Genomic DNA, 25,998 nt, shown 5'->3' with positions numbered 1-25,998 from the left:
GAACATGTCCCTGCGTAGCCTCCTTCTCGCGACCGCGATTGCCGGCGCCGCCGCGCTGCCCGCGAACGCCCAGACGACGATCCGCATCGGCGTCACGCCCGGCCCGCACGCGCAGATCATGGAGAAGGTCAAGGAAATCCTCGACGAGGGCGGCGAGATCGACCTCGATATCGTCGAGTTCTCCGATTACGTCGTGCCGAACCAGGCGCTCGCGGACGGCGACCTCGACGCGAACTCCTTCCAGCACCAGCCCTATCTCGACAACCAGGTCGCCGATCGCGGCTACGACCTCGTCTCCGTCGCCCAGACGGTGAACTATCCGATGGGCGTCTACTCAGAAAAGATCGCCTCGATCGACGAACTCCAGGACGGCGCCTCGATCGCCGTGCCGAACGATCCGACGAACGGCGCGCGGGGCCTGCTTCTCCTCGAGGCGCTCGGCGTGATCGGCATCGACGACGAGGTGGGCCTACGGGCGACGCCTCTCGACATCACCGACAACGAGAAGAACATCCGCATCGTCGAACTCGACGCGGCCCAGCTTCCTCGTTCGCTCGCCGACGTCGACGCTGCGACGATCAATACGAACTACGCGCTGGAGGCCGGCCTCGACCCGCAGGGCGACGCGATCGCCCGCGAGGAGGCGCAGAGCCCCTATGTCAACGTCATCGCGGTGCGCGGCGAGGACGCCGAGGCCGCATGGGTGCAGCCGCTGATCGCCGCCTACCACTCGGACGAGGTGAAGGCCTTCGTCGACGAGACCTTCCAGGGCTCCGTCATCACGGCTTGGTAAGGCTGAAGCATCGGCCCGAAAACCGGAGCTGGTTTTCAGAAAAGCCCGATGCGTCAATTCAGAAAGGCGTCCGGAATCCGTTCCGGGCGCCTTTTTCCTCGGCTTCAGGCGCTCCGGCTAAGATGGTCGGCGAGGCGCAGGGCGAGCGCCACGGCCGGTAGCGTGGGGTTGGCCTGCCCGCCGGTCGGGAACACACTGCTGCCCGCGACGTAGAGATTGTCGAGATCGTGGACCCGGCAGTCCGTGTTCACCACGCCCTCGTGCGGGCCCTGCGACATCCGCGTGATCCCGATCTGGTGATAGCCGTCGAGCGCCTGATCGAGCACGGCGTTCTCCAGCGCCTCCTCATCGAAAAGATATTCGAGCCGCCCGATGCCGGTGTCCGCCAGCCAGCGGCCGACGATGACGTGAGAGCGCACGACCGAGGCCGCGTCGCGCGCGCCGATGCGGTAGTCGATCGACAGGTTCGGTAAGAGAGCGCCGTCCTGTGCGGAGCCGAGCCTCACGCGGCTTTCCGGGTCGGGAGCCTGTTCGGCGTGATAGCGGAAGAGATAGCGGCGGGCCGGATTGGGCAGGATGCCGAGCCGCCTCGTGCGCAGGCTCCCGAAGTTCCACGCCGAGCGCGCGAGATCGCGCAGGAGATGCGGGTCCGCGCGCATGTTGCCCAGATGTCGGGCCCAAAGGTCGCCCTCGGCAAAGCGCGAGCGCAGGGCGCGGCCGTTGGCGAAGCGCCCGTAGAGCCCGGCCCCGCTCGTGGCGAGATAGAGCGCCGAAAGGGCGCCCGACGCATGGGCGGGATCGGCGACGGAGAAAGCCTCGGGCCAGAAGACCGAGTTCAGGAGCCCGTTGCGCCGTTGGGTTTCGCCGGTGATCTGGAAACGGTTGCGCAGATACCCGCCCCGCCCGTCGCGCCGGAACGCCGTCACGGCCTCAGCCTTGCGGTCCGTGAATTCGACGAAGGCGACGTGGCCTGTCAGGTGGCCCTGGTAGAAGCGCCCCAGCGGCCCGTCGGTCCCGCCGAACTTCAGTGGCCATTCTCGCTGGCATTGGAGCATCAGCCGGACATTGCCGAGCCCGCCGCCGGCGAGCACGTATCGCGTGGCGCGCAGTTCGCGCTCGGCGCCGTCCAGATGCACGCGGAGGCGGCGAACGCGCTGGCCGCCGTCATCGAGATCGATCCCGACGACCATCGCCCGCGTCACGACCTGGATGTTCGGCGAGGCGGCGATGCTTTTCTCGTGGGTCCGGCCGAGGTCGGGGTTTGCGCTCCACCGCTCCAGCGCGCGGGCGGTGACCGGTTGGCCCGTTTCGAGCGTGTCGTCCGAAGCTGCCGGCGCGCAGTTCAGGAACTGCAGCGCGGCGGGGTAGTGCCGGCTGACCTCGTCGTGAGCGATGGGCCAGCCTGAAAAGCCGACATGGGCGCGTTTCTCGAAATCGAGATCGTCGAAGGCGACGCAGCGCCCGCCCCACAGGACGGAGGTCCCGCCGAGCCCGCTGCGGCTGATCGCGGCCATGCCCGCGTGGTGGCGGCCGGTCGCCTCGATCTCTCCGAGTCCCCCTTGGGAGCCTATGTCGGAGCCGCCCGCAACGCGCGCCGCCCCGGCCTCGACCAAGAGGACCCGAAGACCGTTCGCGGCCGAGCGCAAGGCGAGAGCGATACCGACGGGGCCGGCGCCGACGATGCACAGATCGGCTTGTAGCGGGCCGTTCGCGACATCACGCGAGGTCATTGCTGCTCTTCCGCGCGGCCCTGTATTTCATTCGGAACTCGATGCCAGGCAGTCCGGAGACACGACTATGGATCCACGCATTCAGGTCGGCCGAGCGCCAAACATGGCTTTCCGGCCGGTGCATGAGCCCATACCATAAGGTTTCGTTGGTTTTGAACGCGGTTTTGCACCGCACCATCGACGGCCACACGCCTGGCGCTCGTCAAAAGCGCCTTCGCCGCCACTGCATCGCGCTCGCGCGCCCCGCTCGAATTTCGTGGCAGGCGCGCTCCGATGTGAGCATTCCGTAACGTCCCCGTGATGCGCCGCGAGCGGGGCGCTCCGAAGATGACGAAAGGGAAGCTTTAACGCGCGACCAGCGAGAAGCGGCGTAAAAAATAATTCCAAAAAAAAACAAAAAAGCCGGCGCTCGGGAGAGCGTCGGCTTTCGAGTCGACCGGCGAGACACCGGCAGCGCGAATCAGGCTGCGGCGCGCGGAGCGCGGGGCGCCTTCTTCTTCGGGCCAGGCAGAAGACCTTCACGCTGGGCGTTCTTGCGCGCGACCTTCTTGGCGCGGCGCACGGCTTCCTGCTTCTTGCGGGCGCGCTCTTCCGAAGGCTTCTCGTAGGCGCGGCGCGCCTTCATCTCGCGGAAGACGCCTTCGCGCTGGAGCTTCTTCTTCAGCGCGCGCAGCGCCTGGTCGACATTGTTATCACGAACGAGAACTTGCAATTCATCTCCTGACTGAACGCTCGAAATCCTTCGATGCGGTCACGTTGTTGCCGCGGGCGAGCCTGCGGCGCGGGTCTTTTCCCTCAGGCCGCTTCCGTCTTGCGGACGCGACGCGCCGGGGTCTTCTTGGCGGGCTTGGCCGCCTCCAGTGCGGCGGCCTCGGCCGCTTCGGTTTCTTCGCGCGCCAGACGCTGCGCCCGAAGACGCGCCGTCTTGTCGTGCATGGCCTTGGCCTCCGCCGCGATCATGCCGAGCGCCGAGCCCTTTTCCGCACGGTCGGGGCCTCGGAAGACCTTGGCCTGTTCGCTGGCGTTCGCGGACGTCTCTGTCATGGCTGCGGCTTTCGAACGGGCCGGCAACGCGCCCGACCGGCAGAAGCCGGCGGTGCGTCACGGGCGGACGATGGATGGGCTGAGGAGGATATAGGGCATCTGGCCGGGTTTGTCATCGCCGCGGCGGGGATCTGCGCGCATGCGATGTCCTCGCAGGCCTTCTTGCGCGGAAAAGGCCGGCTTGAAGGCCGGCCCTCCCGTTCAGGCTCATTTGTCTCGCGCTTACTGCGCGGTCCACTCCGCGACCTTGTCGGGGTTCGCATCGACCCAGGCGCGCGCCGTCTCCTCCGGGTCCGCACCCTCCTCGTTCTCCAGCATGATCGCCTCCTCGTCGGCGAGCGTCAGCTTGTAGTTGGAAAGGATGTCGTAGACCGCGGGCATGTCTTCCTGCAGGCCGGTGCGCACAACGTTGTTGACGGTCTCCTCGCCGCCGAGCGAGCCCATCGGGTCGTCGAGATATTTCAGGTCGAAGCGCGAGAACATCCAGTGCGGCGTCCAGGCGGTGACGACGATCGGCTCCTCGCGCGAGATCGCGTCCTGGAGCGCGGCGGTCATCGTGGCGTCCGAGCCGTCGACCAGCGTGACGTCGAGCTCGTAGTCGGAGATCGCCTTCTCCGAAGCCTGCATCAGGCCCGCGCCCGGATCGATGCCGATGACCTGGCCGTTCACGACGCTCGGGTCGGCCTTGATATCCTCGATCGAAGAGATGTCCATGTATTCGGGAACGGCCCAGCCGAGCTTGGCGCCCTCGATATTGGGGCCGAGCACCTCGATCTGATCCTGCAGCTCCTCGTAATAGGCGGCGTGCGTCACCGGCAGCCAGGCCGCGACCATCGCGTCGGCCTCGCCGGTGGCGACGGCCTGCCACATGGCGGCGGCCGGCAGCGGCGTCATGTTGACGGTATAGCCTTCGTCCTCGAGCACGGCGGCGAGGATGTTGGTGGCCACGATCGCATCCGACCACTCGACATAGGCAAGGTTCACCGTCCCTTCCTGCGCGGCGGCGCTGCCGGTCATGGCGGCGGAGGCGAGGAGGATGGCTGCGAGCGTCTTTTTCATCGGTTTCCTTCCTTTGTTGTCGTTCGGGTGTTGGCTTGTCAGTTCGGCCGGGCGCGCTGCGCCATGGCCTGGGTGATCCGGTCGAGGATCACCGCGACGATCACGATCGCGATGCCGGCCTGGAAGCCGCGCCCGGCGTCCAGGCGCTGGATCGAACTCCAGACCTCGCGGCCAAGGCCGCCGGCGCCGATCATCGAGGCGATGACCACCATCGAGAGCGAGAGCATGATCGTTTGGTTGATGCCCGCCATGATCGTGGGCAGCGCGAGCGGAAGCTGTACCTTGAAGAGCTTCTGCGTCGTCGTGGTGCCGAAGGCGTCGGACGCCTCGATCAGCTCGCGCGGCACGTTCATGATGCCCAGCGCCGTCAGGCGGATCACGGGCGGCATCGAGAAGATGATCGTGGCGAACACCGCCGAGACGGCGCCGAGGCCGAAGAAGGGGATCGCCGGGATCAGGTACACGAAGCTCGGCATGGTCTGCATCATGTCGAGGAACGGCCCGACGCCGCGCCAGACCCTGCGCGACAGCGCGCACAGGATGCCGATCGGGATGCCGATGGCGAGCGCGGCGAGCGTGGCGAGCGTCACCAGCACCAGCGTCTCCACCGTCGCCGGCCAAAGACGCAGGTTCCACAGGAAGGCGAGCCCGAGAAGCGCGAGGATCGCGACCTTGCGGCCTGCAAGCCACAGCGCCAGCCCGGCGATGGCGAGGATGATGACCCAGGCCGGGAGGGCGTTCAGCCCGTCGGTCGCCCAGTTGATCCAGGCGCGCACGAGCCGGCTCGTCTCGCGTGTGACGTCGGAGAAGTTCGACGTCATCCATCGCAGCGCGGAGTCGGAGATATCGTCCAGCGGGAAGCGGCGGATTTCGCCGTTGTCGTCGAGAAACCAGTTCATCGGGCGCCCTCCTCGTTCTGGTCGCCGCCGGACAGGGCGGTGAGCGCCCCGCTCTGGTCGATAACGCCGAGATAGCGCCCGTCCTTGTCCACCACGACGACGCCCTCGGGGTCGCGCGCGATGGCGGGCAGGGCGGATTTGAGGACCGTGCCGCCATCGGCGGTCGGCATCGTGGGCTGCATCAGCGCGGTGATCTCCGCCGAGCCGTTGGCGGAGCCCAGCGCCGTGCGCGACAGGCGCCCGACGGGGCGGCCCTCCTCGCAGGTGACGACGGCGTGCTCGCCGGCGTGGGCGGCGAAGAGCGCGCGGGCGGCCTCGGCCCCGGCATCGCGGCGCAGCGCGGGGGCCGAGCGGTCGGCGAGGCGTGCGAGGGTGAGCACCGACGAGACGTCGATATGCTCGACGAAGCGGCGGACATATTCGCCGTTCGGCCGCAACAGGATCTCTTCCGGATAGCCGGTCTGCACGATGGCGCCATCCTTCATCAGGACGATGCGCCCGCCGAGGTGGATGGCCTCGTCGAGATCGTGGGAGACGAAGACGATGGTCTTCTTCATCTTGGTCTGGAGCGCGCTCAGCTCGTCCTGCATGTCGCGGCGGATGAGCGGGTCGAGCGCTGAGAAGGCCTCGTCCATCAGGAGGATGTCGGCGTCGACGGCAAGGGCGCGCGCAAGGCCCGCGCGCTGCTGCATGCCGCCCGAAAGCTGGTTCGGGTATTTCGCGTCCCAGCCCTTGAGGCCGACAAGTTCGATCGCCTCCAGGGCGCGCTCGCGGCGGCGGGACTTGTTCATACCCTGCACTTCGAGACCGTATTCCACGTTCTCCGCGATGGTGCGGTTGGGAAACAGCGCGAAATGCTGGAAGACCATGCCGTATTTGGCGCGGCGAAACTCCAGCAATTGCTTCTGCGAAAGGGTCGTGACCTCGGTGCCGTCCACGACGATCGAACCGTCCGAGGGTTCGACGAGGCGGTTGAGGCAGCGAAGCATGGTGGACTTTCCGGAACCCGAAAGTCCCATCACCACCAGAATTTCGCCTTCTTCGACGGTAAAAGACGCACGGTCGAGACCGAGAACGGCCCCCGTGCGTTCGAGAATCTCGGCCTTGCCGACGCCTTCCTTCAGGAGGGCGAGGGCGGCCGCCTCTTCGTCGCCGAAGAGCTTGACGATATCCGTGACGCGAATGCGTTCCATCGATACTCCGTCATGGGCGCTCAATAACGAGGCATGCTCGCCTGTGAGGCTCTGTTCGGGATCGTGACGGGAACCCTGTCCGCTGACGATGCCAGAACGGACACTGCTGGGTAGAATCCCGACAGAAAAGAGGGCTGCGAGCCAACCGCGCCGCCCGATGAGGGGCTTTGGCTACAGCGTGAGTGCCGGCGCGTCAACCGCGGGCCGGGCGCCGAGGGGGCGTGCATGGGCGCGGGCATCGCGCGGCGCGACCCCGAAATAGCCCCTGAACTGGCGCGCGAAATGCGCGCCGTCGCAGAACCCCGCTTCCACCGCGATCTGCGTCACGCTCTTGCGCGTCGTCTCCAGAAGCCGGCGCGCGTAGCGCAGGCGAAGCTGGCGGTAGGCCATCGCCGGGCTGATCGCGAGCGTGTCGTTGAACAGGCGCTCGAGCTGGCGCGTGGACAGGCGCAGCTTGTTGGCGATCGCCTCGATCGGCAGCGGCTCGGCGACGTGCTGCTCCATCACGAGCACGGCACGGCGAACGCGCTCGTCGTCGGCCGGCACGACGTTGGCATGGGGCTGCGGATCGGTGCCGGCACGCGCGTTCTGGAGTTGTAGAACGTGCAGCGACTTCTGCGCGGCGGCCGCGCTGACATGCGTTGCGATGAGATGGGCCGCGAGATCCGCGACGCCCGAGCCGCCAGCGCATGTGATGCGATCGCGATCGGTGATGAACAGCCGGTCGGCGTCGGGCGTCTGGTCGGGGAACTCGGCCTCGAAATCGGCGAAGTGATACCAGGAGACGCAGGTGCGCCGGCCCTTCATGAGGCCCGCGCGCGAGAGGATGAACGAGCCGGTGCACACGCCGATCAGCGGCACGCCGGCCGCCGCCGCCGAGCGCAGATAGTCGACGCCGGCCGTGTCCATCTGCTGGCCGCCGTGCAGCAGGCCGCCGACGGCGACGACGTAGTCGAACATGCGCGGATCGACGAAGGGCGAAGTGCGGGAGACCGAGATGCCGCAGGATGAGCGCATCGGCTCCGAGCGCGCCGACATCACCGCCCAGGAGCAATGGATCGGACGCGAGCGGTCACCCTCGTCGGCGGCAAGGCGGAGCGTGTCGGTGAAGAGCGACAGCGCCGACAGCGTGAACTGGTGCGCGAGCACGAAGCCGACGCGCAGTTGCGGCACGCTGGCGGAGCCGGGACGCGGCTCGGGAAGCTTCACATTCATCGCGCCGCCTCCGGTTCGTTGCCCGATCGTCATCTTTGGGCAAAACGTGGAACGAATCCAAGTCGCAATTGCGGCCGGAGCAAGCGTTCAAGCGGCGTCCGGTGCGTCGAGCGCCCAGACGGCCTGCGGGATCGGCACGAGATTTCCTTCGAACTCGCGCGTGCAGGCCTCCCAGGAGAAGCCCTCGGCAAAGCGCCGGCAGGCCGCGCGGTCGATCCGGAGCGCTGCGAGGGCACCGGCCCTGAGGTCCTCTCCGAGAACGCCGACGGGGCTGTCGCCGAGAATGTCGAGCGGCCCGGGCACCGGAAAGGCGGCGACGGGCGTTCCGCAGGCGAGCGCCTCCAGGACGACGAGGCCGAAGGTCTCGAAGCGCGAAGGGAAGACGAAGACGTCGGCCGCCGAGAGATGCCGGGCGAGATCCTCGCCCGTGCGGTAGCCGAGGAAATGCGCCTGCGGATACGCCTTCTGGAGCGCCGGCGCTGCCGGGCCGTCGCCCACGATCACCTTCGAGCCCGGCAGATCGAGATCGAGGAAGGCCTCGAGGTTCTTCTCCTTCGAGACGCGGCCGAGATACAGGAAGATCGGGCCGGGCAGGCCGAGGAAATCCTTGTCGAATCCGGCTTCCTCGCGCATCGGGCGGAAGAAGCGCGTATCCACGGCGCGGCCCCAACTGCGGATATTGGCAAATCCCGCCTCGGCGAGCTGGGTTTCCAGGGTCTTCGTCTGCACCATGATCGCCGCGCCGGCCGAGTGGAACCAGCGCTGCACGCCGAGCGCGGCGGTGCCGCCGATCCCCACGCGCTTCTCGAAATATTCGCCGAAGCGCGTGTGGAACGAGGTGGTGAAGGGAATGCCGTGCTTGCGGCAGTAGTGGCGGGCCGAAAGACCGATCGGCCCTTCCACCGGCACATGAATCGCGTCCGGGCGGAAACTTTCGATGATTTCGGCCAGCACGCGGCCGGGCGCGATCGCCAGCCGAACTTCCGGGTAGCCGGGCGCGGGCATGGTGCGGAAACGATCCGGCCCGACGACCTCCACCGTGTGGCCCATCGCTTCGAGAAGCTTCGCGGTGGTTTCGAAGACGCGCACCACGCCGTTGATCTGCGGCATCCATGCATCGCTCGCGATGAGAATCTTCATCCGGCGGTTCTGGAAAGACGACAAGTTTGTACTCATGTCACGTTCGCTCTTAAAAAAGCCGTCGCAGTTTTGTGATCCGTGCTTAGAACGTCCGCATCAGTGTAACAATGGAACGCGTAGCGTCATGAAAATCATCATCCTCGGCGGAGACGGCTTCTGCGGCTGGGCAACGTCCCTGCATCTGGCCGCTCGCGGTCATGACGTCACCATCGTCGACAATCTCGTGCGTCGCCGCGCCGACGAGGAACTCGGTGTGCAGAGCCTGACGCCTATCCGCGAGCTGACCGAGCGCCTGGAGGCCTGGCGCGAGACCGGCAACAGGCCGATCGCCTTCGAAGAGATGGACGTCGCGAAGGATTACGACGCGCTGGAGGCGCTGTTCCGGCGCATCGGTCCGGACGCCATCGTCCACTTCGCCGAACAGCGCGCCGCGCCCTATTCGATGAAGTCGCCCTGGCACAAGCGCTACACGGTGGACAACAACGTCAACGCCACGAGCGCGGTTCTCTGCGCGATGGTCGAGGCCTGTCCGGACGCCCATCTCGTGCATCTGGGCACGATGGGCGTCTACGGCTACGGCAAGACCAAGGGGATGATGATCCCCGAAGGCTACATCGACGCGACGCTGCGCTCGGGCGGGGCGGAGGCGAATGTGGAGATTCTGTACCCGGTGGATCCGGGCTCGATCTACCACATGACCAAGACGCTCGATCAGCTCCTGTTCCTCTACTACGCCAAGAACGACGGCCTGCGCGTCACCGATCTCCATCAGGGCATCGTCTGGGGCACCTCGACGCCCGAGACGGAGCTCGACGAGCGGCTCGTCAACCGCTTCGACTATGACGGCGACTACGGCACGGTGCTGAACCGCTTCCTGGCGCAGGCCGCGATCGGCCATCCGCTGACCGTCCACGGTACGGGCGGTCAGACCCGTGCCTTCATCCACATCCGCGATACGGTGCGCTGCATCGAGCTGGCGATCGGTTCCGGCCCGGCGCGCGGCGAGCGGGTGAAGATCATGAACCAGATGACAGAGACGCATCGCGTCCGCGATCTGGCGCAGATGATCTCCGACAAGACCGGCGTGCCCGTCGAACTGATGGAGAACCCGCGCAAGGAGGCGCCGGAGAACGAGTTGGTCGTCGCCAACGATTCGCTCCTGAAGCTTGGCCTCGACCCGACGAAGCTGTCGCAGGGGCTTCTCGACGAGGTCGTGAACGTTGCCGGCCGCTACGCGGACCGCATCGACACCGGCCGCATCGTCTGCTCCTCGCGCTGGGTGCGCCCCGAGCCGGTCCAGCCGCCGCTCGCCGCAGAATGAACGAGGGCGGCGCCGGGAAACCGGCGCCGCTTTTGCGTGAAGCGCGTTTAGATGATCGCGTGGCGGACCTTGGAGGACACCCACTCGGAGACGACGACCGTCACGAGGATCAGCGCGAAGATCACCGACACCTGGCTCCAGGCGAGCGTGTTCAGCGAAGATTGAAGCTGCAACCCGATGCCGCCGGCGCCCACGAGCCCGAGGATAGTCGATTCGCGGATGTTGATGTCCCAGCGGAACACCGTGATGCCCGCGAAAGCCGGCAGGATCTGCGGCACGATCGCGTAGTCCAGAACCTGGGCGCCGCCGGCGCCCGTTGCGCGCACCGCCTCCACCTGGCTTTCGTCGATCTCCTCGATCGCCTCGTAGAGCAGCTTGCCGACGAAGCCGATCGAGCGCAGCGCGATGGCGAGAATGCCGGCCAGGAGCCCCGGCCCGAAGATCACCACCAGCACCAGCGCCCAGATCAGCGAGTTGATCGAGCGCGAGGCGACGATGATCAGAAGGGCCAGCGGCCGCAGGATGAGCGCGCTCGGCGTCGTGTTGCGCGCGGCGAGGAACGCGACCGGCACGGCGATGAGAGTGCCCAGAAGCGTGCCGAGGGTCGCGATGTTGATCGTGTCCCAGAGCGGTCCCCACAGGTGCTCCACATAGCTCCAGCGCGGGGGAAAGGCGCGGGCGATCAGGTCCGCGCCCTGCTGTGGCGCGTCCCACGCGAAGGCCCAGATCGTGTTCTGCGTCATCACATGGAAGCAGAGGACGAAAAGCACCGCGAGGGCGAACCAGGCGAGCCAGCCGGCCCACTCCGCCGCGCTCGTGCGCTTGCGCCAGAAGGGCGCGCCGTCTTTGGTCGCGGCCGGCATCACTGCACCCACTTTCGCACGAAGGAGGAGGCGTATTCGGTCGCCATCACGACGGCGATGATCAGGATGATGATCGCACCCGCCGTGTCGTAGTCGTAGCGCTGCATGGCGGTGTTGAGGGTGCCGCCGATGCCGCCCGCGCCGACGATGCCGATGACGGCCGATTCGCGGAAATTGATGTCGAGGCGATAGAGCGACAGGCCGATGAGACGGGGCATGACCTGCGGCTGGATGCCGTAATTGATCTGCTGCCACCACGAGGCGCCGGTCGCGCGCACCGCCTCGGCCTGCGCCTCGTCGATGTCCTCGATGTCCTCGGCCAGGAGCTTGGCGATGAAGCCGATCGTGGCGAAGGAGAGCGTCAGGAAGCCCGCCAGCGGCCCGAAGCCGACCATCGCGACGAACAGGATCGCGATCACGATCTCCTGGAAGGCGCGGCTGACGGTGATGATGGCGCGACACAGCCAGTAGACGGGCAGGGGGGCGACGTTGCGCGCCGCGCCGATGCCGATCGGCACCGAGATCGCGATGCCGACAACCGTCGCGCACAGCGTCATTGTCAGGCTCTCGACGAGGCCGAGCTGGATGTCGCGCCAGCGCGAGGTGAAGTCGGGAACGAGGAAGCCTTCCACGAAGCGCGAGCCGCGGTCCATGCCCTCGGCGACGCGCGCCCAGTTGACCTCGATCGAGGCGAGCGCCAGGACCAGATAGAGGAGCGCGCCGCCATAGACGACGATCCGCGTCGTGCGACTCCTGATGAAGAGCGGTGGCCTTCGCCAGTGGCGGGGCGCGGTCGTGGCGTCCGTCATGCGAGGGCTTCCAGCGGGCGTGCTGCGCTCGGCTCGTTCTCGGTCGGCGCGGCCTCGCTGTCCTCGGCCGGGGCCTTGCGCAGTGCCTGCCAGTCCTCTTCGCCGTAGATGCGGGTGAGGACATCGTCGGTCAGCTCGGACGGGCGCCCGTCGAAGACGATTTCGCCGGCGCGCAGGCCGACGATGCGGTCCACGAAGGCCTGCGCCAGCATGACGTCGTGGATGTTGATGATCGCCGGCAGGGCGCGCTCGGCGCAGACCTCGCGGATCAGCCGCATGATCTGGCGCGAGGTCTTGGGGTCGAGCGAGGCGGTCGGCTCGTCGACGAGGAGGAGTTCGGGGCCCTGCGCGAGGGCGCGCGCGATGCCCACGCGCTGGCGCTGGCCGCCCGAAAGCGCGTCGGCCCGCTTGTCGACATGGTCCGAGAGGCCGACGCGATCGAGAAGGGCGAAGGCCATCTCGATATCGGCCTGCGGATAGCGGCGCAGGAAGGAGCGCCAGAAGGGCACGTAGCCGAGCCGGCCCGACAGGACGTTCTCCATCACCGTCAATCGCTCGACGAGGGCGTATTCCTGGAAGATCATGCCGATGCGCCGCCGCGCGCGGCGCAGCGCCCCGCGGCCCATGCCGGTGATCGGCGTGTCGCCGAGGAGGATCTGGCCTGCGCTCGGCTCCACCAGCCGGTTGACGCAGCGGATCAGCGAGGATTTGCCCGCACCCGACGGCCCGATAAGACCGACGACCTCGCCCGAGCCGACCGTCAGCGAGACGTTCTTCAGCGCGCGATCACCCGTGCGATAGCGCTTCTCCAGGCCCTCGATCCGCAGCATGACCCGCCCCTTTTTTCGAATGCAAAAGGGCGGGCGGTCTGTTCAGACCGCCCGCCCCGTGATGGCGAGCCGCTTACTGGCAGTCGTAGGAGACGTTCATCGCGGCGTCGATGTCGCGGATGACGGCCCAGTGCTCCTGGAACGAAATCGGGATGAACTGCTCCTCGCCCTGCGAGCCGAACTCCTCGGCGAGACCCGAGCCTTCCCAGTCGAAGGAGAAGAAGGCGTCCTGGATCTGCTGCTGGAGCTCAGGCGTCAGGTTGTAGACGACGCCGTAGCCGGTGGTGGGGAAGGTGCCCGACTTGTAGACGGAGACGATCTGATCCTGGCTGACGACGCCGCGCTCCATCATGCGGCCCATGACCGAGTTGGCGATGGCGGCGGCGTCGTAATCCTTGTTGGCAACGCCGAGGATCGAGTTGTCATGCGCGCCGGAGAAGGCGGTCTGGAAATCCTCGCCCGCCGTCAGGTCGAACTCGCTGGCCAGCAACGCGGACGGCGCCTTGAAGCCGGAATTGGACGTCTCGGAGGTGAAGGCAACGTTCTTGCCCGCAAGGTCCGCGACCTCGGTGATGCCGGAGTCGGGATGGGTGATGATCTCCATCTCGTAGCCGTAGGAGCCGTCCATCGCCGCCATCATGGCGAAGGGCCGGAAGCCGGCGCAGGCGACCGCGATCGGGTTGCCGCCCGTGTTGACGCCGGCGATGTGCAGGCGTCCGGCGCGCATGGCCTCGAGCTGCGCCGCGTTCGACTGGACGGGGAAGAACTGCACCGGCTTGCCGGTGGCCTCGGACAGATGCTCGATGAAGCCGTCCCACACGTCGGCGTAGATCGCGGGATCCTCGACGGGCGTGTAGGCGAAGATCAGCGTGTCGGGATCGACGAGCTGGCTCTCGTCCGTCGGGATGTCTGCCACCATGTCGCCGTCGGCGTCGGTGAAGCGCGGGTCGAGGCGGAATTCGGCCTGGGCCGTGGAGGCGACGAGCAGCGCGGCGAGCGCCGCGCCGCGGATCAGGACGGAGGAGAGAGCGGTCATGCGGGGACACCCTTCGGAGCTTCGTTTCGAGGAAAGCGACCGGGGGGTTTAGACACGCAATCTATACGCGCACATGACAGGTGTGCGACGGTTCGATGACGGGCGGGACCCGGTGCGCCACCGGGCCCCGCGCGATATCAGGCGGCGCGCTGCGCCTTCTTCTCCAAGCGGCGGCGATGCAGCACGGGCTCGGTGTAGCCGTTCGGCTGCGCGCGGCCCTCGATCACAAGTTCGACAGCGGCCTGGAAGGCGATCGAGCGGTCGTAGTCCGGCGCCATAGGCTCGTAGGTCGGGTCGGATGCGTTCTGCTCGTCCACCACCTTGGCCATGCGCTTCATCGTTTCAATGACCTGATCCTGGCTGACCACGCCGTGGCGCATCCAGTTGGCGATGTGCTGCGAGGAGATGCGGCAGGTGGCGCGGTCCTCCATCAAGCCGACATCGTTGATGTCCGGCACCTTCGAGCAGCCGACGCCCGCATCGATCCAGCGCACCACGTAACCGAGGATGCCCTGCGCGTTGTTGTCGAGTTCGGCCTGAACGTCCTCGGGCGTCCAGTTCGGCCGCACCGCGACGGGGATGGTGAGGATGTCGGCGAGCTTTGTGCGCGTGCCGCCTTCGAGCGCGGCCTGTCTCTCGGCCACGGAGACGCGGTGATAATGCGTCGCGTGCAGCGTCGCGGCCGTCGGCGAGGGCACCCAGGCCGTGTTGGCGCCGGCCTGCGGGTGACCGATCTTCTGCTCCAGCATCGCGGCCATCAGATCGGGCATCGCCCACATGCCCTTGCCGATCTGCGCGTGGCCCTTGAGGCCGCAGGCAAGACCGGTGTCGACGTTGCGGTCCTCGTACGCCTTGATCCAGGTCGACGCCTTCATGTCCCCTTTGCGGATCATCGGGCCGAGTTCCATCGAGGTGTGCATCTCGTCGCCGGTGCGGTCGAGGAAGCCTGTGTTGATGAACACGACGCGGTTCTTCGCCCGGCGGATGCACTCGGCAAGGTTCACCGTGGTGCGGCGCTCCTCGTCCATGATGCCCATCTTCAGCGTATTGGGCGCGATGCCGAGCGCGGCCTCGACGCGGCTGAAGATCTCGTCGGCGAACGCCACCTCGTCGGGCCCGTGCATCTTCGGCTTGACGATGTAGACCGAGCCTGCGCGCGAGTTCTTCTCGCCCTCGGCCTTGTTCAGATCGTGCATGGCGATGAGCGAGGTGAACATCGCATCGAGAAGGCCCTCGGGCGCCTCGGACCCGTCGCGCAGAAGGACGGCGGGGTTGGTCATCAGGTGCCCGACATTGCGCACAAGCATCAGAGAGCGGCCGGGCAGCGTGAGCCTGGAGCCGTCGGGCGCGGTGTATTCACGGTCCGGGTTGAGGCGCCGCGTGACGCGCTCGCCGCCCTTCTCGAACGTATCGGCCAGGTCGCCCTTCATCAGGCCGAGCCAGTTGCGGTAGACGAGGACCTTGTCCTCGGCATCCACCGCCGCGACCGAATCCTCGCAGTCCTGGATGGTCGTCAGCGCCGATTCCAGGATCACGTCGGAGATGCCGGCCTTGTCCGAGATGCCGATCGGCGAGGACGGATCGACGACGATCTCGGCATGCAGGCCGTTGGTGGCCAGCAGAACCGCCGTCGGCGCGGACGCCTCGCCCTTGTATCCGGCGAACTGTCCGGGATCGGACAGCGGAACGTGGCGCCCGCCGGCCACCACATCGAGCCGGCCGTTCTCGACGACGAGGCGTTCGACGTCCGCCCAGGCGGCGCCCGAAAGCGGCGCGGAGGCGTCGAGGAATTCGCGTGCCCAGGCGATAACCTTTTCGCCGCGGGCCGGGTTGTAGCCCTTGCCCTTCTCGGCGCCGCCCTCCTCGGAGATCGCGTCCGTGCCGTAGAGCGCGTCGTAGAGCGAGCCCCAGCGCGCATTGGCCGCGTTCAGCGCATAACGCGCGTTGGTGACGGGCACGACGAGCTGCGGGCCGGCGACGCTGGCGATCTCGGGGTCGACATTCGCGGTCTCGACCGAAAAGGGCGCGCCTTCCGGCACGATATAGCCGATCTCGCGCAGGAAGGCCTCGACCTCCTCGCCGCTCACCGCGCCGCCCTTCCTCTCGGCGCTCCAGGCATCGATCTTGGCCTGGAAGTCGTCCCGGATCTTCAGGAGCTCGCGGTTCTTCGGGGCGAGGTCATGGAGGATCTCCGACAGGGCGCGCCAGAAGGCGTCGGCTTCCACGCCGGTGCCCGGCAGCGCCTCGCCTTCGGCGAAGTCCTTCAGCTCTTCGGCGACCTTCAGGCCGTGGATCTCGATATGCTCGGGCATGCGGGCTCCCTTTCCGTGCCAGTTTCCTCATCGCCAATCGGGCATGGCGGGCCTCCTGTCAAATCGCACGATGGCCACGCGGCGCCTTGACTTCGTGTCGCTCGCTCATCGCAAATGGGTGCGAAGATGCCATGCCGCGCAAGATCAGGATCGCCGATGACCCGCCGCACCCCGCTCGCCCTCGCTTCGGTCCTTCTGGCCTCGCTCGCCCTGCCGGCGAGCGCTTTCGAGCTGACCATCATCCACACCAACGACGTCCATGACCGTTTCGAGCCGATCACTTCGTCCGGCTCGACGTGCTCTGCCGAGCAGCTCGCCGAACCCGGCGAATGCTTCGGCGGCATCGCGCGCTTGGCCTCGGCCATCGCGGAGCGGCGTGCGGCGTCGGAAAACCCGCTCGTCCTCGACGCGGGGGACTGGTTCCAGGGCACGCTTTTCTTCGTCCAGTATGGCGGCGAGGTCGCCGCCGAAATGATCAACACGATCGGCTACGACGCCGTGGCGGTCGGCAACCACGAGTTCGACAAGGGCCCGGCCGAGTTGGACGCCTTCGTCAACGGCCTGGACGTGCCGCTCCTCTCCTCCAACATCGACGTCTCCGCCGAGCCGGCGCTCGAGGACGGCCTCATCCTGCCTTCGACGGTCGTCGAGGTCGGCGGCGAGCGCATCGGCGTCGTGGGCGTCGTCGCCGAGGACACGCCCGAACTCGCGATGACCGGAGAGGTCGCCTTCGAGGCGCCGATCGAGGCGGTGCGACGCGAGGTGGAGCGGCTGAGCGGCGAGGGCATCGACAAGATCGTCGTCCTCTCGCATATCGGCTACGTCGCCGACCAGCGACTCGCCGAAGCCGTGGACGGCATCGACGTGATCGTCGGCGGCCATTCGCACACGCTGCTCGCCAACGACGTCGAGGGCGCAGTGGGCCCGTATCCGACGATGGTAACCGGGCCCGGCGGCACCGACGTGCCGATCGTGCAGGCGGCGGCCTACACGCAATATCTCGGCGAGTTGACGGTGACGTTCGACGAGAACGGCGTCGTGACGGCGGCAAGCGGCGACCCGATCCTCCTCGAATCGACGCTGCCCGAGGACGAGACGGTCAAGGCGCGCGTGGCCGAACTGTCCGGCGGGCTCGAGGAGATCCGCAACAAGGTGATCGGGCAAACGTCCGGGCCGATCGACGGAACGCGCGAATCCTGCCGCTCGGGCGAATGCGAGATGGGCAATTTCGTCGCCGACGCCATGCTCGAGCACACGGCCGGGCAGGGCACGCAACTCGTCATCATCAACGGCGGCGGCCTGCGCGCCTCGATCGACGAGGGGGAGATCACGCAGGGCGAGGTGCTGACGGTGCTGCCCTTCCTCAACACGCTGTCGACCTTCGAGGTGTCCGGCCAGGCGATCCTGGCCGCGCTGGAGAACGGCGTCGGTGCGGTCGAGGAGGGCGCGGGGCGCTTCCCGCAGGTCGCCGGCCTCGAATACGACTGGTCGCGCACGGCCGAGCCCGGCAGTCGCATCCGGGCGGTGCGGGTGATGCAGGGGGACGACTGGGTGCCGATCGATCCGCAGGCCACCTATCTCGTCGCCTCGAACAACTTCATGCGCAACGGCGGCGACGGCTACGAGAGCTTCGTGGACGCGCAGAACGTCTATGATTTCGGGCCGACGATCGACACCGTGGTCGCCGACTATCTCGCCGCGCAGGGCGGCGCCTACGAGCCCTATCTCGACGGCCGCATCAACGAGGTGGATTGAGGCGTCGGGGGCGGGCTTTAAGTGCGCCTCATCAGCCCGTCACGCCGTGGCTGCGCCGCAGCCGCAGCACCTGCACGGCTTTGGGCAACTCGATCAGGAACTCCTCGTCGCGCGGCAGATGATGGATCGCCGCCGGGTCCTTGCCGGTGAAGGCGGCCATCGCCTCGACATCCGCCCAGTAGGAGATGGTCATGAACTCCGTCTCGCCCTCGCGGTCCTCGCGCAGGGTCTGCACGCCCATCGCCTTCTCGATCAGCGGTTTGATGCCGACCTCGTAATTGTAGGCCTCGTACTCGTCGGCCCGCTCCGATCTCACGCGCCCGCGCCAGATGCGCGCGACGCCGGGTCCGCCACTCTCCATGAGCCCGCTCCTGATCGTTCGCTCCATGCGAGGAACGCGCATCCCGTCGGCCGCGTTGCCCGAAACGATTCCAGGAAAGCGGAGCGCATCATGCCGTCGATCTACGAAAAGCTCTCGATCCGCCCGGTTCCCTACGATCCCGCCTTCGAGATCGAGGAGGAGAACGAGAAGGAGACCGCCGAGGGCATCGTCGCCGAGATGCGGCGGATCATCGAGATCACCGAGAAGGATTACGGGCGCGGCGTGCGCACCGTCCACGCCAAGGCGCACGGCATTCTGACGGGGCGGCTCGACGTTTTGCCGGGTCTTCCGAAGGAACTGGCGCAAGGCGCGTTCGCGGAACCGAAATCCTACCCGGCCGTGCTGCGCTTCTCCACCAATCCCGGCGACATCCTCGACGATGCGGTTTCGGTGCCGCGCGGCCTCGCCATGAAGATCGTCGGCGTCGAGGGTGAGCGCCTGCCCGGCTCCGAAGGCGACGTGACGCAGGATTTCGTCACCGCCAACGGGCCGGCCTTCGTGGCGCCCACGGCAGCGGCCTTTCTGCAGAGCCTGAAGCTTCTCTCGCGCACGACCGACACGCCGCAGGCGCTGAAGAAGGGCCTGTCGGCGGTGCTGCGCGGCGTCGGCGCTGCGGTGGAAGCGGCGGGCGGCGATGCCACTCCGCTCAAGGCGCTCGGCGGCCATCCCGCCACCCACATCCTCGGCGAGACCTTCTTCTCGCAGGCTCCGCTGCTCTTCGGCCCCTATATGGGGAAGATCCGCATCGCGCCCGTCACCGAGCGTCTGAAGGCGCTGAAGGACCAGCCCGTCCAGGTGGCGGGCCGGCCGGATGCGCTGCGCGAGGAGGTGGCGAAGATCTTCTCCGAAGGCGGCGGGGAGTGGGAACTCTCCGTCCAGCTCCTGACCGACCCGGAGACGATGCCCATCGAGGACGCCTCGGTCGTCTGGCCGGAGGACAAGAGCCCCTATGTGCCGGTGGCGCGGATCGTCGTCGGTCGCCAGACGTCCTGGGGCGAGAAGCGCACCGAACGGCTCGACGAGGAACTGGCCTTCGCGCCGTGGCATGGGCTCGCCGCGCACCGTCCGCTCGGCTCGGTGATGCGCGTGCGCAAGCCGGCCTACGAGATGTCGTCCACCGAGCGACGACGCTTCAACGGGTGTCCGATGCACGAGCCGGCGAGCGCGGCGGAGATTGACGCTCCCAAAGCCGAGGAGCGCGCGGCATGAGCTTCGACCTCTGGTACTGGCCGGGCATCCCCGGCCGCGGAGAATTTCCGCGCCTCGTTCTGGAAGCCGCCGGGGCGCCCTATCGCGAGATGGCGCAGTTGCCCGAAAGCCAGGGCGGCGGGATGGCGGCGATGCAGGCCTTCCTCGACGGCGAGCGCGGCCGCAGAATCCCTTTCGCGCCGCCCTTTCTCGTCGATGGCGACGTGATCATCTCTCAGGCCGGCGTGATCGCGGCCTATCTCGGCGAGAAGCTGGGGCTGGCGCCCGACGGCGAAGCCGATCGCCATTTCGCGCGCTCGATCGCGATGACGACGGCCGATGTCGTCGCCGAGGCGCACGACGTCCACCATCCGGTCGGCGCCGGGCTCTACTACGAGGATCAGAAGACGGAGGCGCTTCGCAGAGCGCAGGAATTCCGGGCCGAGCGCATGCCGAAATTCGTCGGCTGGTACGAGGAACTCGTCGCCGCCAACGGCTCGGGATACCTCATTGGTGGCCGCCTGACCTATGCCGATCTCGGCCTGTTCCAGCTCGTCGAGGGGCTGCGCTACGCCTTTCCGCGCCGGATGAAGGCGATCGAGGGCGAGCATCCGAAGGTCATCGCGCTCGTCGAGACGGTGCGCGCTCATGACAGGGTTTCGGCCTATCTCAAAAGCGAACGCCGCCAGCCTTTCAACGAGAACGGCATCTTTCGCCACTATCCCGAACTGGACGCGGAATGAAAAAAGGCCCCGGCAACGCCGGGGCCTTTTGAACTCAAGTGGCTCGAACGTCAGTTGGCGAGGCGCGAGGCGAAGAGCGCCAGCGCCTGCTGGTAGACGCCGGCCCGGTTCCAGTCGCGCAGGCGCGCGAAGTTCGGCTGGCCTTCCATGTAGCCGGCGCCCGGCTGCCAGCCGTGCTGGCGCAGGAAGTTGGCCGTGGAAGCCAGCACGTCGGCCCGCGAGCGGATGAGGTCGCGGCGCCCGTCGCCATCGCCGTCTACCGCGTAGCGCAGGTAGTTGGAGGCGAGGAACTGCGTCTGGCCGATCTCGCCCGCCCAGGCGCCGACCATGTCCTGCGCGCGCTTGTCGCCGCGATCGACGATCTGCAGCGCGGCGAAGAGCTCGTTGGTGAAAAAGTCGGCGCGACGGCAGTCGTAGGCGAGCGTCGCCAGCGAGCGAAAGATGTTCATGTTGCCGGAATTGGCGCCGAAGCCGGTCTCCATGCCCCAGATGGCGACAAGGATCTCGCGCGGCACGCCGTACTGCCGCTCGACGCGGTCGAGCAGCGCGGCGTTCTCGGCCATGATGCGCTTGCCGCGCTGGACGAAGGAGGCCGGCGCGCGGCGTTCCATGAACTCGTCGAGCGACAGGCGGAAGGAGCGCTGGTTGCGGTCGAGGCGGATGACCTCGGAATTGTAGGTCACGCCGCCGAGCGCGGTGTCGATGGTGTTCTGGCCGATCCCGGCCTGCCGCGCGGTCTGCTTGAAGCTCTCCAGCCAGGGCGCGAAGCCCTGCGCGCTGTCGCCGCAGCTCTGGGCCAGCGCCGGCACGGCGCCGGCCAGAAGTGCGCCGGCGACGAGCGCGCTGCGTCCCAGTCTTGCGAAAACGCCACTTGCGAACATGCTCATTCCACGTCTCCTCGAACGGTTGTCGGCCGTTCCGGGGAACGACGCTGCGGCTGCAAGACTTCGGCGCCGCCCTTCGGCGCGCATCTTGCCGCCTAATCCGTACCAAAAGGTTTGCGTAGTGCGCGCGGAAGACAGTGCGGAGCGCGCGAGACGCCTCGTCATCACGCTTGCGGCATCGCTTTCGCCATCGCTACCCTTCGCAAGTCTTTCGCGCCATGCGAAAAGCGAGGCAGAAAGGCTCGGCCGACAGAAGGAGACAGGCTCGATGTTCATCGCCATGAACCGCTTCAAGGTGGCGCTCGGCTCTCAGGAGGAGTTCGAGGCCGTCTGGCTCAATCGCCAGTCGCATCTGGCCGGCATGGAGGGCTTCGTCGAGTTCCACATGCTGAAAGGGCCGGAGCGCGCGGATCACCAGCTCTACGCCTCCCACACCGTGTGGCGCTCCAAGGCCGACTTCGAGGCCTGGACGCGTTCGGAAAGCTTCCGCGCCTCCCATCGCGGCGCACCGACCTCCAAGCCGCTCTATCTCGGCCATCCCGAATTCGAGGGTTTCGAGCCGATCCAGACGATCGCCGCCGACAAGGCCGCCTGAGGCCCTGAGCGAAAGGCGGCGCGCTTCCTCCGAAGCGCCCGCAACTCTCGACGAAAAGCCGGCGGTCCCCGAAGCGTCCGCCAACCCTCGACAAAAAAAGGCCGGACGCTTCCCCCGAAGCGTCCGGCCGGCGGTCCCCCGCCCTTTAACTCGTCACACGCGCCTGCGTGTTCAGGAAACGCGCGCCTTGGAGGCCAGCGTCTCGCCCGGGTTGAGGACGATGACGCGGGCGTTCAGCGGCACGCGCTCGTAGAGATCCATCACGTCCTGGTTCATCAGGCGGATGCAGCCCGACGAGACCGACTTGCCGATCGACCACCATTCCGGCGTTCCGTGCAGGCGGTAGAGCGTGTCCTTGTTGCCCTGCCAGAGGTAGAGGGCGCGCGCGCCCAGCGGGTTCATCAGACCCGAATCCATGCCGACCTCGTTGCCGTAAGGCGCGAGTTCGGGGCGGCGCTCGATCATCTCCTTCGGCGGGAACCAGCGCGGCCAGTGCTGCTTGTCGCGCACATACGCCTCGCCCGACCAGTCGAAGCCCGCCTTGCCGATGCCGATGCCGTAGCGCATCGCCGTGCCCGACGGCTCGACGACGTAGAGGAAGTGGCTGCCCGTATCGACGACGACGGTACCGGGCTCGAAGCCCTGGCCGTCATAGACGACGCGCTGGCGCAGGAACTGCGGGTCGATGCGCTGGACCGGGATGGCCGGCAGCGAGAAGCCACCGTCCTCCACCGCGGCATAGGCCGTCAGCTCGACGGGGCCGAGCGGGCCGCCGGAGCGGAAGCCGAGCGGGTTGGCTGCAAACGCCGTCGCCGTGCCGCCGGGGCCGACGATCGCGGCGCGCTCGCCAGAGGTGGTGCAACCCGCGAGAGCCGCGCCCGCCAGGAGCACTGCAAGAAGAGGCGATCGGATGGAGGCGATGGTCATCGGGCTTCCGCGCGGCGAGTGTGACGTGAGGACGGTGCGCCGGTTGCGGTGCGAGACGTTCCTCTCCATCGCGTCTTAGAGCCGGTGCGCCCGTGGTGGCAACGTCATCATTAGGCGCCCTTATGGTTAACAAATCCTTTGTGTCCGCACGGGCACAGTTGACCTTCGCCGCGCCCGCGACATCTCGTTCCCACGCTTCGATGCGCGAAGGGCAGCATTGGGGAAATCGAATGAACATCGGAGAGGCGTCGCGGCGCTCTGGCCTGCCGCCGAAGACGATTCGCTACTATGAGGAGGTCGGGCTCGTCAGCCCGTCGCGCGCCCGCAACGGCTATCGCGACTATGGCGAGCGCGACGTGCATCTTCTGCGCTTTCTCCAGCGCTCGCGCTCGCTCGGCTTCTCGATCGAGGAGGCACGGAAACTTCTGTCTCTGTACGGTGACGAGCACCGCCATTCCGAGGATGTGCGCCGCCTCGCCACGCGCCGGATGGTCGAGATCGATCGCAAGATCGAGGAGCTGAACTCCCTCAAGCGCGCCTTGGAAGCCCTGACCGATCAATGCGCCGGAGACGAGGGGCCGGACTGCCCGATCCTCGACGAGATTGCAGGCGAGGGCGCGGTGGTGGCGCGCCAGCCCAGCCGGATCTGACGGCGCACGCCGCGTCTTGTTTCCGTTTTGTTTTCTTTTTGCTTGATCGGCGCCGCCGAATGCGGCTAGCGGTTGGCCATGCCGATCGTCTCACCCTTCCGCGACGAACCGCTCGTCGACGGGCGCCAGTCCGGACGCGCGATGATGGTCCGGCGCGGCGTGCAACGCCTGATGATGGCAGCGCGCGTCTCGGTGCTCCCGGAGATCCCGCTGGTTTCGGGCCGGCGCGCCGATCTCCTGTGCCTGAGCGAGAAGGGCGAATTCTCGATCGTGGAGATCAAGACCTCGATCGAGGACTTTCGGGTCGATCGCAAATGGCCGCAATATCGGCTGCACTGCGACCGGCTCTATTTTGCCACCCATCCGGGCGTGCCGGTCGAGATTTTCCCGGAGGAGTGCGGGCTGATCCTCTCGGACGGCTATGGCGCGGAGCTTCTGCGCGAGGCGCCTGAGCACCGCCTGGCGTCTGCCACCCGAAAAGCCTTGACGTTGCGCTTCGCGCGCATCGCTGCGGACCGACTGATGCAGGCGGAGTGGGCGGCCAACCCCTTCGCTATGCCCTCCGCCGACGCCGGGCTGGACTGACGCGCAGCAGCCGACGCCCCAACCGCCCTTCAGCGGGGGGCGCGCTTGGCGAGGATCCGCTGGAGGGTCCGCCGGTGCATCGAGAGCCGCCGCGCCGTCTCCGAGACGTTGCGCTCGCACATCTCGTAGACACGCTGGATGTGCTCCCATCGCACGCGGTCGGCCGACATCGGGTTGGCCGGCGGTTCCGCCGGCGCATCGCCCTTGCGCAGGAGCGCGCCGATGATCTCGTCGGCATCGGCGGGCTTTGCCAGATAGTCCACGGCGCCGAGTTTCACGGCGGTCACGGCCGTCGCGATGTTGCCGTAGCCGGTGAGGATCACGATGCGCGCATCCGGGCGGCGACGGCGCAGCGCCTCGATGATCTCCAGCCCGTTGCCGGTGCCCAGCCGCATGTCGACGACGGCAAAGGCCGGCGGCGCGGAGGCAACGGCCGCCAATCCCTCACCGACGTTCTCGGCCGAGGTGATCGTGAAGCCGCGTTGCTCGAAGGCGCGTGCCAGCCGGTTGAGGAACGGCCGGTCGTCGTCGACAAGCAGCATCGTCAGTTCCAGGCCGGAAAGGTCGTGGACGGGCGCGCCCGCGCCGTGCGGCGTCTGCGTCGCGGTCTCGCTCATCATCGCTCATCCTCTCGTCTCATGCGGGCAGCCTGTCGTCGGCGATCGCCGGCGGGGCTGCCTCGGCTTCCGTCAAGCTAGGTCTGCTTCTGTCGATGTTGAAGGCCTCTCGCGGCCAGACCACTTCGACCACCGCGCCCGGGCGCTCCGCCTCCGGGCGATTAGCGAAACGGATGTTCGCACCCGAGCGTTCCAGCAGGGTCTTGGCGATGAAGAGGCCGAGGCCGAGGCCGCCGCCGGATTCACGCGCGCCGCCGTCACGCTGGGCCATGTAGGGATCGCCGATGCGCGAGAGCGTCTCCGGCGCGAAGCCGCTGCCATCATCCATCACGGTGAGGCGTACGTCCTCGGCGCTCCAGCGACATTCGATCGTCACTTCGCTCTGGGCGAAGTCCACCGCGTTCTCCACGATGTTGCCGAGGCCGTACAGGACGCCGGCATTGCGGCGCATCACCGGCTCGGCCTCCTCGCCGCCGTGGGCGTTCACGCGGATCGCCACGCCGAAGCCGCGATGCGGCGCCACCACTTCGTCGAGAAGCGAAGTCACGGGCAGGCGCGCCAGATGAACCTCGGAGGAGGACGACAGGCTGGTCAGCTGGCGCAGTATGTCGCGACAGCGCTGGGACTGCGCGATCAGGAGGTCGACATCCTCGCGCTGCGGATCGCCCGCCGGCACCGTGCGGCCCATCTCCTTGGCGACCAGAGCAATGGTGGCGAGCGGCGTGCCGAGTTCGTGCGCGGCGGCGGCGGCCAGCCCGTCGAGCGCCGACAGATGCTGTTCGCGCTGAAGGACGAGCTCCGTCGCGCCGAGCGCGTCGGACAGCGCCCGCGCCTCGGCTGCGACGCGGTAGATGTAGAAGGTGGAGAAGACGATGGTCGTCGCGAGCGCGAACCACATGCCGCCGAGATACGCGCCTGGCAGCAGCAGCGGCTCGGCGCCCGACCACGGCAGCGGCATGTGGAAGAAGACGAGGGCGGTCGCCGAGGCGATCGCGAGAAGCCCGAGACCGACCACCGTGCGCGCGGGCTGCGTGGCCGCCGCGATCATCGCCGGCACGATCAGGAAGATCGAGAACGGGTTCTGCACGCCGCCGGTGAGGAACATCAGGCCCGAAGGCTGCAGGATGTCGAAGGTGAGGATGAGCCCCGCCGCGCGCGAGGAAAGGCGGTGGCTCTGCGGGTAGTTGAAGCTCAAGAACAGGTTCAGCACCACCGACAGCGCGATGAGGCCGAAACACGCCCAGACCGGAAAGGGAAACCACAGGCCCCAGGCGACGAAGATGCAGGCGGCGGCCTGACCGGCGACCGAAAGCCAGCGCAGCTTCGTCAGCGTCGCAAGGCGCAGCCGCTGGCTCTCGCGCAGCGCCGAGGCGAAGAGGGGCAGCGCGACGCGCGATCCCTGGTTGTCCGGCATGTCGGTCATGATGC

The 25,998-nt window shown here is 67.4% G+C and carries 26 protein-coding genes; 8 read left to right on the top strand and 18 right to left on the bottom strand.

Features of this window, described 5'->3' with window-relative positions:
• The first annotated feature begins 10 nt into the window (after positions 1–10).
• A complete protein-coding gene (locus tag H1343_RS00680; protein WP_185985395.1) occupies positions 11–793 on the top strand; it encodes a MetQ/NlpA family ABC transporter substrate-binding protein in 783 nt (260 codons plus the stop codon).
• A gap of 104 nt (positions 794–897) precedes the next feature.
• Here the strand turns inward: H1343_RS00680 and H1343_RS00675 are convergent, their stop codons facing one another.
• The 8 genes from H1343_RS00675 to H1343_RS00640 all read right to left on the bottom strand — a co-directional run bounded on the left by H1343_RS00675 (position 898) and on the right by H1343_RS00640 (position 9,073).
• A complete protein-coding gene (locus H1343_RS00675; RefSeq protein ID WP_185984090.1) occupies positions 898–2,523 on the bottom strand; it encodes a GMC oxidoreductase in 1,626 nt (541 codons plus the stop codon).
• Positions 2,524–2,983: 460 nt separating this feature from the next.
• A complete protein-coding gene (rpsU, locus tag H1343_RS00670; protein ID WP_185984089.1) occupies positions 2,984–3,235 on the bottom strand; it encodes a 30S ribosomal protein S21 in 252 nt (83 codons plus the stop codon).
• An 83-nt stretch (positions 3,236–3,318) separates the two neighbouring features.
• Complete coding sequence (locus tag H1343_RS00665) at positions 3,319–3,567, bottom strand: hypothetical protein (protein ID WP_185984088.1); 249 nt, start codon at positions 3,565–3,567, stop codon at positions 3,319–3,321.
• Between the two features lie 222 nt (positions 3,568–3,789).
• On the bottom strand, positions 3,790–4,626 hold the full coding sequence (locus H1343_RS00660; RefSeq protein ID WP_185984087.1) for a glycine betaine ABC transporter substrate-binding protein: 837 nt from the start codon (positions 4,624–4,626) through the stop codon (positions 3,790–3,792).
• Positions 4,627–4,664: 38 nt separating this feature from the next.
• Positions 4,665–5,525, bottom strand: coding sequence for an ABC transporter permease (locus H1343_RS00655; protein WP_185984086.1), 861 nt, complete (start codon positions 5,523–5,525; stop codon positions 4,665–4,667).
• Positions 5,522–6,718 carry a quaternary amine ABC transporter ATP-binding protein gene (locus tag H1343_RS00650; protein ID WP_185984085.1) on the bottom strand — a complete coding sequence of 399 codons (1,197 nt, stop codon included), beginning with the start codon at positions 6,716–6,718 and terminating at the stop codon, positions 5,522–5,524. The genes H1343_RS00655 and H1343_RS00650 overlap by 4 nt, the downstream gene beginning before the upstream one ends.
• A 171-nt stretch (positions 6,719–6,889) precedes the next feature.
• A complete protein-coding gene (locus H1343_RS00645; protein WP_185984084.1) occupies positions 6,890–7,933 on the bottom strand; it encodes a GlxA family transcriptional regulator in 1,044 nt (347 codons plus the stop codon).
• An 87-nt stretch (positions 7,934–8,020) separates the two neighbouring features.
• Positions 8,021–9,073, bottom strand: coding sequence for a glycosyltransferase family 4 protein (locus H1343_RS00640; protein ID WP_185984083.1), 1,053 nt, complete (start codon positions 9,071–9,073; stop codon positions 8,021–8,023).
• 124 nt (positions 9,074–9,197) lie between these two features.
• On the opposite strand from H1343_RS00640, the gene H1343_RS00635 reads away from it, so the two are divergent.
• On the top strand, positions 9,198–10,394 hold the full coding sequence (locus H1343_RS00635) for an NAD-dependent epimerase/dehydratase family protein (protein ID WP_185984082.1): 1,197 nt from the start codon (positions 9,198–9,200) through the stop codon (positions 10,392–10,394).
• 47 nt (positions 10,395–10,441) lie between these two features.
• On the opposite strand, the gene phnE (H1343_RS00630) is transcribed toward H1343_RS00635, so the two are convergent.
• From phnE (H1343_RS00630) to H1343_RS00610, 5 genes are all read right to left on the bottom strand, one after another.
• Positions 10,442–11,257 (bottom strand): phosphonate ABC transporter, permease protein PhnE, encoded by an 816-nt coding sequence (gene phnE / locus H1343_RS00630; RefSeq protein ID WP_185984081.1) that lies wholly within the window; start codon positions 11,255–11,257, stop codon positions 10,442–10,444.
• Positions 11,257–12,066 (bottom strand): phosphonate ABC transporter, permease protein PhnE, encoded by an 810-nt coding sequence (gene phnE / locus H1343_RS00625; RefSeq protein ID WP_185984080.1) that lies wholly within the window; start codon positions 12,064–12,066, stop codon positions 11,257–11,259. The genes phnE (H1343_RS00630) and phnE (H1343_RS00625) overlap by 1 nt, the downstream gene beginning before the upstream one ends.
• Positions 12,063–12,896, bottom strand: a complete 834-nt coding sequence (gene phnC / locus H1343_RS00620) for a phosphonate ABC transporter ATP-binding protein (RefSeq protein WP_185984079.1) — start codon at positions 12,894–12,896, stop codon at positions 12,063–12,065. Before phnC ends, phnE (H1343_RS00625) begins: the two co-directional genes overlap by 4 nt.
• A 73-nt stretch (positions 12,897–12,969) precedes the next feature.
• Positions 12,970–13,932: a phosphate/phosphite/phosphonate ABC transporter substrate-binding protein gene (gene phnD, locus H1343_RS00615; RefSeq protein ID WP_185984078.1), complete on the bottom strand. Its 963-nt coding sequence runs from the start codon at positions 13,930–13,932 to the stop codon at positions 12,970–12,972.
• A 137-nt stretch (positions 13,933–14,069) separates the two neighbouring features.
• Positions 14,070–16,244, bottom strand: coding sequence for a malate synthase G (locus H1343_RS00610; RefSeq protein WP_185984077.1), 2,175 nt, complete (start codon positions 16,242–16,244; stop codon positions 14,070–14,072).
• Between the two features lie 156 nt (positions 16,245–16,400).
• Between H1343_RS00610 and H1343_RS00605 the strand changes: the two genes are divergently transcribed.
• Entirely contained in the window at positions 16,401–17,999 is a 1,599-nt protein-coding gene (locus H1343_RS00605) for a bifunctional metallophosphatase/5'-nucleotidase (protein ID WP_185984076.1), read from the top strand.
• Between the two features lie 31 nt (positions 18,000–18,030).
• Here H1343_RS00605 and H1343_RS00600 read toward each other — a convergent pair whose 3' ends face one another.
• Positions 18,031–18,360 carry an antibiotic biosynthesis monooxygenase family protein gene (locus H1343_RS00600; protein WP_185984075.1) on the bottom strand — a complete coding sequence of 110 codons (330 nt, stop codon included), beginning with the start codon at positions 18,358–18,360 and terminating at the stop codon, positions 18,031–18,033.
• Positions 18,361–18,450: 90 nt separating this feature from the next.
• On the opposite strand from H1343_RS00600, the gene H1343_RS00595 reads away from it, so the two are divergent.
• Together H1343_RS00595 and H1343_RS00590 are read left to right on the top strand one after the other, a co-directional pair.
• Positions 18,451–19,590 (top strand): catalase family protein, encoded by a 1,140-nt coding sequence (locus H1343_RS00595; protein ID WP_185984074.1) that lies wholly within the window; start codon positions 18,451–18,453, stop codon positions 19,588–19,590.
• A complete protein-coding gene (locus H1343_RS00590; RefSeq protein ID WP_185984073.1) occupies positions 19,587–20,312 on the top strand; it encodes a glutathione S-transferase in 726 nt (241 codons plus the stop codon). Before H1343_RS00595 ends, H1343_RS00590 begins: the two co-directional genes overlap by 4 nt.
• Before the next feature lie 50 nt (positions 20,313–20,362).
• On the opposite strand, the gene H1343_RS00585 is transcribed toward H1343_RS00590, so the two are convergent.
• On the bottom strand, positions 20,363–21,193 hold the full coding sequence (locus H1343_RS00585; protein ID WP_425484670.1) for a lytic murein transglycosylase: 831 nt from the start codon (positions 21,191–21,193) through the stop codon (positions 20,363–20,365).
• Positions 21,194–21,464: 271 nt separating this feature from the next.
• Between H1343_RS00585 and hmuQ the strand changes: the two genes are divergently transcribed.
• Positions 21,465–21,791 (top strand): heme-degrading protein HmuQ, encoded by a 327-nt coding sequence (hmuQ, locus tag H1343_RS00580; RefSeq protein WP_185984071.1) that lies wholly within the window; start codon positions 21,465–21,467, stop codon positions 21,789–21,791.
• A 171-nt stretch (positions 21,792–21,962) separates the two neighbouring features.
• Here the strand turns inward: hmuQ and H1343_RS00575 are convergent, their stop codons facing one another.
• Positions 21,963–22,718, bottom strand: coding sequence for a L,D-transpeptidase (locus tag H1343_RS00575; RefSeq protein ID WP_185984070.1), 756 nt, complete (start codon positions 22,716–22,718; stop codon positions 21,963–21,965).
• 230 nt (positions 22,719–22,948) lie between these two features.
• Here H1343_RS00575 and cueR point away from each other — a divergent pair, with 230 nt between their 5' ends.
• Both cueR and H1343_RS00565 read left to right on the top strand, forming a co-directional pair.
• Positions 22,949–23,368, top strand: a complete 420-nt coding sequence (gene cueR / locus H1343_RS00570) for a Cu(I)-responsive transcriptional regulator (protein WP_185984069.1) — start codon at positions 22,949–22,951, stop codon at positions 23,366–23,368.
• A gap of 78 nt (positions 23,369–23,446) precedes the next feature.
• The gene (locus H1343_RS00565; RefSeq protein ID WP_185984068.1) at positions 23,447–23,953 is read left to right on the top strand and encodes an MmcB family DNA repair protein; all 507 of its coding nucleotides are present in this window, start codon (positions 23,447–23,449) and stop codon (positions 23,951–23,953) included.
• Between the two features lie 29 nt (positions 23,954–23,982).
• On the opposite strand, the gene H1343_RS00560 is transcribed toward H1343_RS00565, so the two are convergent.
• The gene (locus H1343_RS00560; RefSeq protein WP_185984067.1) at positions 23,983–24,570 is read right to left on the bottom strand and encodes an ActR/PrrA/RegA family redox response regulator transcription factor; all 588 of its coding nucleotides are present in this window, start codon (positions 24,568–24,570) and stop codon (positions 23,983–23,985) included.
• Positions 24,571–24,589: 19 nt separating this feature from the next.
• Positions 24,590–25,984: an ActS/PrrB/RegB family redox-sensitive histidine kinase gene (locus tag H1343_RS00555; protein ID WP_246333646.1), complete on the bottom strand. Its 1,395-nt coding sequence runs from the start codon at positions 25,982–25,984 to the stop codon at positions 24,590–24,592.
• Positions 25,985–25,998 lie beyond the last annotated feature (14 nt).

Origin of the sequence: Aureimonas mangrovi (genome assembly GCF_014058705.1) — a bacterium.
GTDB lineage: Bacteria > Pseudomonadota > Alphaproteobacteria > Rhizobiales > Rhizobiaceae > Aureimonas > Aureimonas mangrovi.
This window is presented reverse-complemented; position numbering and strand designations above follow the sequence as displayed.